The organism is Exiguobacterium sp. MMG028 (assembly GCF_027947425.1).
In the GTDB taxonomy this organism is placed as follows: Bacteria; Bacillota; Bacilli; order Exiguobacteriales; family Exiguobacteriaceae; genus Exiguobacterium; species Exiguobacterium aestuarii_A.
The window spans coordinates 62,190-71,340 of the sequence record NZ_JAQJIN010000001.1 but is presented as its reverse complement, the minus strand read 5'-3'; the positions used below and the strand labels follow the sequence as shown (position 1 = coordinate 71,340).

Below are 9,151 nucleotides of genomic sequence, written 5' to 3'. Positions count from 1 at the left end.
CCTTTCAGGCGTCCTCTTCTTCATCTGTACCATCTAGTAGATTCGTCTCATCTGGAACACCGGATGCCATGCCCGCCTCGCGTCTCGCCTGTTCTTCGCGGACACGAAGGTTGTGGTTGCGGAACCAGTCGCCCCCGCCGAGTGCCACTGTCTCGGCAGATCGGGTCGTGAACCCGTTCTCGACACGTTTCTCTGCGGCGTTCACTTCTTTGAGTGGGTCGAGTTGTCCCTGTGACGGTCCGTTCCACTCGGCCCCGCTATAGGCTTTCCGAATCATCGGGTCGATAAAATAACCGGGTGCGTCGATGCGCCCCTTCGCGATCGCCTCGCTCAAAAATTCTTCGTAGATTGGCTGACAAAATCCCTCTGCCATCCATTGGCGTCTCATTTTGAACATCTTCCACGCCTCGAGCAATGCCCCGCGTGATGCAGAATAAGAGGACGTGAAGTTCTTCAGTAGCACCTCGTACGGAATCTCGAGCGCTGCACCGATCTGACGACACATCGACGTGACGAACGAGTCAAAGTTTGCGTTCGGTCGACCTGGTGTCGCCTCCTGAATCTTTTCGTTCTCGCCGAGGAAATGGACCGTACCAGGTCCGAGTTCAATCGTGGTGTCGTTGTCCGAGTCCACCTCCTCCTCTTCAGGGATGCTACTGAACGGGTCCGAACCGTCACCTGAATCCGCTTCTGACGTGATGAACACTGAATAGAGCGCATTGACGACCGCGGCCATCAGTTCGGCGTCCGAATATCGGGCGAGTTGTTTCATGGTCTCGATGACCGGCGCGAGCAATGGGACACCGCGCCGCTGTTCCGGCCGCTCCATCTCGATGAGGTGGAGGATGTTCGGTCGCCCCGTGCTCCGTCCGAACTTTTCGATGCGGACCCGCTTGTTCTGTTCGAGCGCATAGGCGCCCGGGTGGCGTTCGGAAATGTGGTAGGCGATGACCTCGCCGTCCCCGTCAATCTCGACCCCGTTCAACACTTTTGGATTCCCGCTCGAGAGATCGAGGTTGTCCGGACTGTTCACTCGGTCGGACTCGATCAGTTGAATGCGCAGATCATACGGCATGCCTGCTCTTGGCTTGATCGGGAGCAAACAAAAAACATCCCCGCTCATGAGCCATGAGAGGAATGCAAGTCCTTGCAATTGATAGAAATTGTTCATCCTCTGCATGTCGCAATGGATCGATTCGGCCCAAAGGTTGAACTCCCGCTCGACCTTCGTCTCCCAAATGTCCGCCTCCTCGCTCGTCATGCCGAGATAATCGGCATCCACTTGCGCATTGAGTCGCAAACCCGAGCCGATGACGTTCGTCCGCATTGTCTTCAAAGCACCCGTCGCGAGTGGCGCTCCCATGAAGAGGTCTCGCGAACGTTCACGGAGTTTCGGGATGTTCTTCTCGATGTCATCGATGACCGAACCGTTCTGTGTGACCCACCCCGCCATGCTGCTCTTTCGGCTACTGGCGCCATGATTCCCATATCCACGGTTCATGACCGTCAGGAGTTGCCGGTCCCGTTCGCGCTTCAACGCTTTCGCCGGGTTGAAATACGCGACGGTCTTGTCTATCCAGTTCATATCAATGGTTCACCCCCTTCATAGGTCGCGTGGCACGATACGTTTTGCCCGTCGTCTTGGTTTAGTCGACAAGGCGGCCACCCGTCCTTCCCAGTATTTGATTTGCTGTCGAATATCATCCATGTCCGCACGTGTGAGCGATCGAGAGCCGATGGTATAACTTTTTCCTGTCGATACGGCCAAGTCCGCCTGATACCATGCCTCGAGATGTGTCTTGGCACGTTGCAGGGTCATGACCCCAGTCGTTTCATTCAATTACGTCACCCCTTTCGATGACTTTCGTCGTTTTTTCTTCTTGCGCGCCGTTCCCCCGACGACATATTCCCGTTCACCGTTCAAATCGGGGTTCAGGATCTCGAGCGCCGCCGTATTGTACACCCGTAAATCGAGTGGCTCGTTTCGGCTACGGATTTTCTTCCAGACCTTATACGGGACACCTTTCTCGTATTTCGTCACGAGCGCCTCTGCCGTCAGTCCTAAGAAGTAGTTCCCGTCATACCCACGACCTTCAGGGAAGTGGCAATAGTTCGGACCGATCTCTGGGACACGAATGTTCGACATGACACGTGCCTTCCCTTCGGACACGCCGAGACTGACGAGCACCGCCTTGATTGGTTTCGGTCTCGTGTACCCTGCGATGAGAGGCGTGTACTGTCCTTTCGCATCGGAACGACCCTTGATAGCGTAAATCCGACGATTCTCACGCGCTTTCGTGAAGCGATAGACCTCACCTGTGAAGTGACCACCGGAGTCCATGAAGGTGACTGCGATGCCGAATCGCTTCCCGTCCGCTTTTGACCAGGTTCTCGAGAGGTACTCATCAAGTTCCTGCCACGGACGCTCGGTTTTGAGGTCACCATAAATGACATGATACTCAATCCCCCACGATTCACGACCTGCTCCCCAACCGACCACTTCGACCTCGAAACGGTCGTCCTGTGTGTCGACCGCTGCGGTCAATACTTTCACTCGATCCGGTACCTCAGCCCCATAATCTTCACGGCGATTTTCGAGGACGTCGGTGTCGACCTCTTCCGTCTCTTCCTCCCACGTCTCGCCTAGCGAGGTGTTGACCCACACCTTCATCGCTTCTTGCCCCTTTTTTTTCGCGTCGAGGAAATCGTTGATAATCTCCCGCCACTTCTTCCAGGGCGAGGCGAGCTCGTTCAGGTGAAAGCCCCGGCTTCGCGCCTCGGGATTCCGCGCGACCCATTTACCTGGTCGACGCTTCCAATCGTATTCGTCATGGAGCGATCCACAGCAACTACAGGACATCGACTCGCTGTCGAAATGGATCTGCGCCCATTTGAGTGGTTGGTATTCGCCACATGATGGGCAGGATAGCGTCCATTCCTCCATCGTCGAGAGTTCGTACTCTTTCTCGATACGGGATGCCCCTTTGATAGTCGGCGTGGAGACAAAAATCTTTTTTCGGTTATAAAAGTTGTTCGTCCGTTTCTCAGCGAGTGACAATGGGTCACCCTCGGTACCGGCAGAGACCGGAAATCGGTCGATCTCATCGGCCAAGAGGATTCGGATCGGGCGTGATGCCAGTCCGGATGGTGCGTTGGCTCCCGCCAAAACGATGTAGCCTCCTGGGAACGCTTTTTGAAGTGTCGTATTTCCGGAATCGCGGCTTTTTGCATCAGCGATCTTATGTTTGATGGCTGGCGTGTCCCGAATCATGGGCGCGAGACGTTCTTTTGAGAAAGATTGCGCCAACGCCACCGTCGGTTGGACGACCAAGATCGGGCCCGGGTCGAAGTCGACATGGTATCCAAGTGTATTTAAAATGAGTTCTGTCTTCCCGACCTGCGCACTCGACATGATAACGATCTTCTCATACTCCGGATCGTTGACCGCATCCATGATTTCACGTTGATACGGCGCCCGGTCCGTCCGCCATTGTCCCGGCTCCGCTGAAGATTCGGATGAAAGTTTACGATAGGCGTCCGCCCACTCCGATACTGTCAGATCTGGTGGTGGCGCTACTGTATTCTTGACGATGTCACGGAACAAGGACTCGGTGTTCTTACTTTTTCGACTTGCCGTCATGACGCACCGGCTCCCCGTTCAGTTCTTCGTCGATGGAAGTGACCTCATCCGCGTCTTCTAACAGCATCTTGTCCTTGCTGATATCATAAAAGACCATCGGATCGTAATCAGACAGTTCATCCAACGCTTCATGGACCGCCTGCTTCAACACCACCTTAATCGGAGGAATCTCGGTCAGTCCGACCAGTCGAGGGGAGAATTTCGACGGGATCGAGAGGATTCTTGCCCGGAATGCGCCGAGCATGTCGTTCATGACCCGCCTCACATCTTCCGATCGGTGCAGGTCGCCCCGCATGATTTGGAGTTCAAGCTCCGTTTTTTGTCTCCGCGCCCGGGTCCACATCGCCTCTTCGGTCGATTTATCGAGGACACCTTCTTCTTTCGTGTCGTCCAGACGATACTCGATGAATGAATTGATTGAGGCCGGGAGGTCGAATTGACCGTGGCCGACCCGGACGAACACCCCATCCTTCGCCAACTGTTGCACCCTTCGCGTTGAAATCCCGAAGATTTCGCTTATTTCGGCTGTGGTGACGGTATATGTGTTTTTCTCTGAATCCTTGCGTGCCAAGGCTTCAACCTCCCTTCTGACGATTATTTCCCAACAGCGACATAACGAAAGCGAAACGAACTTTTAGCGAAAAAAACTAGCGCTTTCGTGGGCTCGCAGCTACCCGTAGGTATTTTTGACCCCCAAAAAGAACCTATGCCTTTTCAGAGGAATCAACGATTTCGTTCATCCCACAAATAATTTGCCCACTTGCTCCGTCTTCGGATACGTGTCGGACCAGTCCGCTTGTCCTTTCGCATCGGATGGACAATCCACTTGATCTGATAGAACTCGGCGCCGTACTTCCTCATGTCGTTCCCTCCCTCATCCCTTGTGTACATCAAACACCAGATGAGCCATCGGTCCTAGCGGCCAAGTTCGGGGATACTCGACCGCGACCGAAGTGGGGATATGCTCATCTGGTCGTTGATGCATACAAAAAGCCATCGAATCCGCTCGATGGCTTGAGTGTGTCCCTACGACCGGAGGGACTATTAAATTTTGAGTGAACGGCAAGGAGACGCGGTCACTTGCGGCGTGTGTGCGCTCCTCTACAACCCAATTATCACACGCTTTTCAAAGGGTGGAGTATCAAATGCGTATCATATCCGTATCAAAATCGTATCAAATCCGTATCATGTTTTTAAAACGGAGGATAGTTTCTCACGTGCTAGTGACCCGATTGGACGTATATCTTCCGGTCCATGTACCTCGAAGACCTCTCTGTCATTCAGGATGCAGTAAAACTCGGGCTCGACATATCGTTCCAATGCATACAAGAGCTCAGCTCGGTCCCCTTGCTTCAGCCGCTTGATCTCTTCAGCCGCCTCAAAGAGCGTCTTGTTTCGCTCAGCCAGGAGTTGGGCTCTATCGTCATACATCTTTTCCATCTGTCCAACGGCTTCTCGATATGCCCCCTTACATTCATTCAATGTCAGGGTCTTCACTTTGAGCTCCTTGTTCAGCTTATACAGCAGGATGGTCACATAGGCGAGTAAGCATGCGATTATTGTATCGAACCAGTTGGGCGCCACCTCCCCGTAACGTGCCCACTCGTACAGTTGCCAGATCAGCGAGATGCCAATATAGCAGATGAAATAGTACACGATCTCTATGGGCGCAAGTATCCATCTATGTTTATCGTTTGCCATGTCTGATTCCTCCGATTCGTTTGAGTGCCGGGTGTCGTTGGTCCGTCTGGTGTGCCCGTTCAATCTTAAGGGAGTTGCCGATGTGCGACCCTGACGACTGTCGGGTCATTCGGTCTGTACGTGACGGGATTCGGATATACCTCGGTCGCTTCTTCTCTGCAACGGTCATAGATGAGGCCGCGGTGTCGTGAAACTCCTTAACCATACTCCACAACTTCGACGTGAAATCTATGATCCTTTTAATTGCTTTCACCACTTGACTCATGAATGTGGTTACTGCATCCTTCTCGTGATCATTCATGGCGTGACACCTCTTTTCCTGTTGGATTGGCTGTATGTGAAATAATATGACGGAACGTGCTCTCCATCGGTAACCCCTTGCGTCGGCGATAGAGCTGATACCCGATGATATCGATCACGTCACCAGGTCTCGCCTTCGATTGCTTGAGCCATTCAGCATAGACCGGGTTGACCCCGATGGCCATCGAGGGATGTCTGCCCTCGATATGCCAGTCTTGGACGATCGTCGACTTGGGTGGTCGGATGGACGTACAAGCCGATGTCTTGTGTTGGTTCGCCGCTCGGTGAGGAACAGGAACTGGTGTGTCATCAGCTGAGTTCATATGTTCGGGTCTCTCTTGCGTTTTCATTGTCATCACTTATCTGCACCCTCTTTGTAAGAAATGGAAGTATGTACCGTTTGCACACCACTTAGTTTGTGGGCACGTTTGATGCACATACCTTCGACTTTCCGACGTCTATATTTCTTTTGAGTCATGCCGTTCGCCATTGCCGCTTCACGCGCATTCTTCATTAATCTAAGTTTGTCCTCAATCAATACTGTCCATCTTGCATATGAATATATTTCACGATTGAGTCGATGTTTTCGACGGTTCTTCTTTTGCCTGCCGTATAACGAATAGTTCATTCAATCCACTCCTTGATAAAATCTATCGATTGCACCATTCATCCGATAAGAGGACCAATTCCTCAATCTGTCGCATGTCGAGCACTTTGAACGTTCGATGATAAGGCGAGAAGAACTTCTCTTTCGGTCTCACTTCGATTCTTCCGCTCGGACATTTCACCCCGTCCGCGACCACGTTTCCTTCGAAATAGATCTGCACATGATTTTCACGACACGGATGCTGGACGATCTTCACGACTTCTGACATGTGTCCACCTCATCATCTTTGTTTTTATTCAAGCGCTCCGGATGTTCGAACGCATTGCCTATAACATCCACAAATTGATTGTTGTTGAAAACACGCTTGGCGAGGAATGGACCGAACATGACGCTACCGTTCGATATATGAACTCGACTGGTATAAGCTGTCTCCCATGGTTCAAATACGCACTCTACAATATCGCCTACATAGATTCGCCGCCCTACCTTATCGGACAATCCTGTGAACGGCAGCAAGGTGACATCCTTCATCGGGACACGCTCACTTATCTCGTCGTATTCGATGGTCAATGTCCCGGTCTTTAAATTGATGCTCGTGACCTCATACATCCATTCACGTTCGTTGTGCCATGCTCTGAAACTGATGTCGTTCATATACGCCCTCCTTGTCGGTCATTGATTCATAGCGGCTCGAGAGGGACTCGAGTTCGAGCGCCCTCGTCTCCCGCTCCACCTGTAACAATCGGATCATCTCGTCATACATCGTGACTTCGTGCCTCAACAACTTCATACGTTCTGCCAGTTGCTTCATGCGATGTCCTCCGTCTGTAAAATTCATAATTTTACTGATTGATTAGTTTTTCGTTACCTTGCGCATCAGTTTCTACTTCCCAACCGCATTTACAAGAACGATAAAATCTATCGTCTTCAACAATCAATTTACCTGCGCCGTTACCGACTTTGTCATTACCGCACAAAGGACAATCACTGTACTTCTGAATTAATTCAAACGTTTTTAAAGCGTTCACTTAATCCCCTCCCTGATTATTCTTTGCTTCGAGTTGTTCAATGACCATTTGTAACCCTAACCAGTAGGAAATTAGAGCGTGTGAAAGTTTTTTGCCGCAATCAGAAACATAGGACGCGGATTCACTATCAAACCAGTCAACACTTGTATTTGAGTAGATTGAGTAAATGACAGTTGAAAACTGATCACAAGTGCTCCATTCTTCTGTTTCGGAAGTCAATTCTGCAAACAACTCTCCGTCCTCTTCTTCTAGGTCGTTTATATCGCTCACATCACACATGTCGATAAAATACTCTTCGATTTCGGCTTTAGCCAACTTACTGTCAAAATCATATTTAGGATGTTCTGATGTTGACAATTTTTTAGTGAAGTATGACAAGTTGAAATCTTTGATGTTTTCCAAAGTTGCAGCACAAGTTAGAGAATAAACAGCATCGCCCAAATCACCACTAACAAAAACGTTCCGTCCAGCTAACACGTAGTTGATTTGATACATGTTAGTTCCTTCTGCGCCCCAAATAATGCGTTGAAGTCCCTTTTCACCTTCGATTGATTTAACCTTGTGATTCTCGAACCATCTTTCACGAATTTCCGTTTTTGCTTTTTCGATATGATCCATCTGTATCACCCTCCTATAAAATTTATCTTTGCTTTGCTATGTCTGATAAAAAGACCGTGGCTTGTATTTGAAGTTTCATTCTCATAATTTCATGAGTGTCGACCGATCGTTCCGTTCAAGAACGCCTTCGCCTTCTCTTGGATGGATTCGTCGAACGCCTCATCGAAATGCTCGATCAGTTGCCTCGTCCGTTCTGGTCCGACCCCTTTCACTTTTTCGGTCGCCTGCAGCATCGCATCGTGATGCATCGACTTCGACGCCTCGAACGTGTCGAGCATCGTCTGGAACACGATCTTCTGCACCTCAGTCCCAGAGTACCGTTTGCTCAAAGCGCTCTTCCGCTTCGACTGGAACTCTCGCTCCTGCTTCCGGCGCTGTTGCCGGTTCAGCTGTTCCGCCATCTCTTTCCTCTCCTCTCTGCCATACCTCGTTTCGCATGAATCGTGCACCATCTCCCCTGAGGAGCTCCAAGTTCCGTCGACAGCCCGACTCCCCTTCGGCGACGGTCACGAACGACTGCTCCGTGCCGTCCTCGAGATAGTGCACCCGATACATCTTCCAGTCCGGTGTCATCCCCATCGTTCATGTTCCTCCTTCCGGTCGACATGCATCCCGATGAGGGTCAGGAGCGCGAATACGGATAAGACGTTCATCCCGTTCAGCGCACCATATAGGACGGCGATCACCCCTGACCACATCATCAGCACGCCCATCTCAGTAGCCTGTCGCCATCCGACCGTAGTTCTTCTTGAGCGAGTCCTCGAACGCTGTCATGATTTCGTCCGTCGTGGCACCGAGCGCCTCCGATATGGCGATCAGCGAGGCAATGGATTCTTGGACCGTCCCTTTGACCGCTTTGTAGAAGATGTCCTCATGCGGATAGCATTCCCGTGAGACTCGGGACACCTTCTGATATTCATGGTCGATGGCCGCATAGCAATAGCCGACGGTCCTTGTCTGGTTCGCCATGCTCGCGACGAAGTGGAAACAGTCGGCGATCTCTTTGATGAATCGCTCACGGTTCCGTTCCTTGTGCGTCCACCACTTCCAGTCTTTCTGGAGCTCCTTGATCGCCTCGTTCGCTTCGTTCGTATAGGCGATGTCGAGCGATTTCAGTGACGGCGCCTTCGTTTCGCGCGTTCGATAGATGTGTGTGTCGAGCTTCTCCTGTTCCTCGCACATGTGACGGAACAGCTCGCGTGTCAGTATCATTTCTGCCATGATTGGACCCCTTTCTGAGCCTGTTTTCGATTTTTG

18 protein-coding genes are annotated in these 9,151 nt (G+C 51.3%); all 18 read right to left on the bottom strand.

Going from position 1 to position 9,151, the window contains the following annotated elements; all coding sequences use genetic code 11:
- Positions 1-4: 4 nt before the first annotated feature.
- The 18 genes from PJK55_RS00435 to PJK55_RS00350 all read right to left on the bottom strand — a co-directional run bounded on the left by PJK55_RS00435 (position 5) and on the right by PJK55_RS00350 (position 9,115).
- Positions 5-1,585, bottom strand: coding sequence for a phage portal protein (locus PJK55_RS00435; RefSeq protein ID WP_271304461.1), 1,581 nt, complete (start codon positions 1,583-1,585; stop codon positions 5-7).
- Positions 1,586-1,603: 18 nt separating this feature from the next.
- A complete protein-coding gene (locus tag PJK55_RS00430; protein ID WP_200873982.1) occupies positions 1,604-1,840 on the bottom strand; it encodes a DUF6148 family protein in 237 nt (78 codons plus the stop codon).
- The gene (locus PJK55_RS00425) at positions 1,841-3,640 is read right to left on the bottom strand and encodes a phage terminase large subunit family protein (RefSeq protein WP_271304460.1); all 1,800 of its coding nucleotides are present in this window, start codon (positions 3,638-3,640) and stop codon (positions 1,841-1,843) included.
- Positions 3,618-4,211 carry a hypothetical protein gene (locus tag PJK55_RS00420; protein ID WP_271304459.1) on the bottom strand — a complete coding sequence of 198 codons (594 nt, stop codon included), beginning with the start codon at positions 4,209-4,211 and terminating at the stop codon, positions 3,618-3,620. The genes PJK55_RS00425 and PJK55_RS00420 overlap by 23 nt, the downstream gene beginning before the upstream one ends.
- Before the next feature lie 152 nt (positions 4,212-4,363).
- Entirely contained in the window at positions 4,364-4,501 is a 138-nt protein-coding gene (locus tag PJK55_RS00415) for a hypothetical protein (RefSeq protein WP_271304458.1), read from the bottom strand.
- A gap of 324 nt (positions 4,502-4,825) precedes the next feature.
- Positions 4,826-5,341, bottom strand: coding sequence for a hypothetical protein (locus tag PJK55_RS00410; RefSeq protein ID WP_271304457.1), 516 nt, complete (start codon positions 5,339-5,341; stop codon positions 4,826-4,828).
- A complete protein-coding gene (locus PJK55_RS00405) occupies positions 5,328-5,642 on the bottom strand; it encodes a hypothetical protein (RefSeq protein WP_271304456.1) in 315 nt (104 codons plus the stop codon). The genes PJK55_RS00410 and PJK55_RS00405 overlap by 14 nt, the downstream gene beginning before the upstream one ends.
- On the bottom strand, positions 5,635-6,000 hold the full coding sequence (locus PJK55_RS00400) for a hypothetical protein (protein ID WP_271304455.1): 366 nt from the start codon (positions 5,998-6,000) through the stop codon (positions 5,635-5,637). The genes PJK55_RS00405 and PJK55_RS00400 overlap by 8 nt, the downstream gene beginning before the upstream one ends.
- Positions 5,997-6,269 carry a hypothetical protein gene (locus tag PJK55_RS00395; protein WP_271304454.1) on the bottom strand — a complete coding sequence of 91 codons (273 nt, stop codon included), beginning with the start codon at positions 6,267-6,269 and terminating at the stop codon, positions 5,997-5,999. The genes PJK55_RS00400 and PJK55_RS00395 overlap by 4 nt, the downstream gene beginning before the upstream one ends.
- Positions 6,270-6,291: 22 nt before the next feature.
- The gene (locus PJK55_RS00390; RefSeq protein ID WP_271304453.1) at positions 6,292-6,516 is read right to left on the bottom strand and encodes a hypothetical protein; all 225 of its coding nucleotides are present in this window, start codon (positions 6,514-6,516) and stop codon (positions 6,292-6,294) included.
- Positions 6,501-6,902, bottom strand: coding sequence for a YopX family protein (locus tag PJK55_RS00385; RefSeq protein ID WP_271304452.1), 402 nt, complete (start codon positions 6,900-6,902; stop codon positions 6,501-6,503). The genes PJK55_RS00390 and PJK55_RS00385 overlap by 16 nt, the downstream gene beginning before the upstream one ends.
- The gene (locus tag PJK55_RS00380) at positions 6,862-7,059 is read right to left on the bottom strand and encodes a hypothetical protein (RefSeq protein ID WP_271304451.1); all 198 of its coding nucleotides are present in this window, start codon (positions 7,057-7,059) and stop codon (positions 6,862-6,864) included. Before PJK55_RS00380 ends, PJK55_RS00385 begins: the two co-directional genes overlap by 41 nt.
- Positions 7,060-7,090: 31 nt before the next feature.
- Complete coding sequence (locus PJK55_RS00375) at positions 7,091-7,276, bottom strand: DUF3797 domain-containing protein (protein ID WP_271304450.1); 186 nt, start codon at positions 7,274-7,276, stop codon at positions 7,091-7,093.
- Complete coding sequence (locus tag PJK55_RS00370) at positions 7,277-7,894, bottom strand: hypothetical protein (protein ID WP_271304449.1); 618 nt, start codon at positions 7,892-7,894, stop codon at positions 7,277-7,279.
- 89 nt (positions 7,895-7,983) lie between these two features.
- Complete coding sequence (locus tag PJK55_RS00365; protein ID WP_271304448.1) at positions 7,984-8,295, bottom strand: hypothetical protein; 312 nt, start codon at positions 8,293-8,295, stop codon at positions 7,984-7,986.
- Positions 8,198-8,473 (bottom strand): hypothetical protein, encoded by a 276-nt coding sequence (locus tag PJK55_RS00360; protein WP_271304447.1) that lies wholly within the window; start codon positions 8,471-8,473, stop codon positions 8,198-8,200. Before PJK55_RS00360 ends, PJK55_RS00365 begins: the two co-directional genes overlap by 98 nt.
- Complete coding sequence (locus tag PJK55_RS00355; RefSeq protein ID WP_271304446.1) at positions 8,464-8,595, bottom strand: hypothetical protein; 132 nt, start codon at positions 8,593-8,595, stop codon at positions 8,464-8,466. Before PJK55_RS00355 ends, PJK55_RS00360 begins: the two co-directional genes overlap by 10 nt.
- 13 nt (positions 8,596-8,608) lie before the next feature.
- Positions 8,609-9,115 carry a dUTP diphosphatase gene (locus PJK55_RS00350; RefSeq protein WP_271304445.1) on the bottom strand — a complete coding sequence of 169 codons (507 nt, stop codon included), beginning with the start codon at positions 9,113-9,115 and terminating at the stop codon, positions 8,609-8,611.
- Positions 9,116-9,151 lie beyond the last annotated feature (36 nt).

What these genes read in the sequence shown, in the direction of transcription:
- PJK55_RS00385 (WP_271304452.1), bottom strand. Translation starts at nt 6,902, where the DNA reads ATGAACGACATCAGTTTCAGAGCATGGCACAACGAACGTGAATGGATG.
- PJK55_RS00365 (WP_271304448.1), bottom strand. Translation starts at nt 8,295, where the DNA reads ATGGCGGAACAGCTGAACCGGCAACAGCGCCGGAAGCAGGAGCGAGAG.
- PJK55_RS00405 (WP_271304456.1), bottom strand. Translation starts at nt 5,642, where the DNA reads ATGAATGATCACGAGAAGGATGCAGTAACCACATTCATGAGTCAAGTG.
- PJK55_RS00380 (WP_271304451.1), bottom strand. Translation starts at nt 7,059, where the DNA reads ATGAAGCAACTGGCAGAACGTATGAAGTTGTTGAGGCACGAAGTCACG.
- PJK55_RS00425 (WP_271304460.1), bottom strand. Translation starts at nt 3,640, where the DNA reads ATGACGGCAAGTCGAAAAAGTAAGAACACCGAGTCCTTGTTCCGTGAC.
- PJK55_RS00360 (WP_271304447.1), bottom strand. Translation starts at nt 8,473, where the DNA reads ATGGGGATGACACCGGACTGGAAGATGTATCGGGTGCACTATCTCGAG.
- PJK55_RS00415 (WP_271304458.1), bottom strand. Translation starts at nt 4,501, where the DNA reads ATGAGGAAGTACGGCGCCGAGTTCTATCAGATCAAGTGGATTGTCCAT.
- PJK55_RS00435 (WP_271304461.1), bottom strand. Translation starts at nt 1,585, where the DNA reads ATGAACTGGATAGACAAGACCGTCGCGTATTTCAACCCGGCGAAAGCG.
- PJK55_RS00355 (WP_271304446.1), bottom strand. Translation starts at nt 8,595, where the DNA reads ATGATGTGGTCAGGGGTGATCGCCGTCCTATATGGTGCGCTGAACGGG.
- PJK55_RS00350 (WP_271304445.1), bottom strand. Translation starts at nt 9,115, where the DNA reads ATGGCAGAAATGATACTGACACGCGAGCTGTTCCGTCACATGTGCGAG.
- PJK55_RS00370 (WP_271304449.1), bottom strand. Translation starts at nt 7,894, where the DNA reads ATGGATCATATCGAAAAAGCAAAAACGGAAATTCGTGAAAGATGGTTC.
- PJK55_RS00410 (WP_271304457.1), bottom strand. Translation starts at nt 5,341, where the DNA reads ATGGCAAACGATAAACATAGATGGATACTTGCGCCCATAGAGATCGTG.
- PJK55_RS00390 (WP_271304453.1), bottom strand. Translation starts at nt 6,516, where the DNA reads ATGTCAGAAGTCGTGAAGATCGTCCAGCATCCGTGTCGTGAAAATCAT.
- PJK55_RS00395 (WP_271304454.1), bottom strand. Translation starts at nt 6,269, where the DNA reads ATGAACTATTCGTTATACGGCAGGCAAAAGAAGAACCGTCGAAAACAT.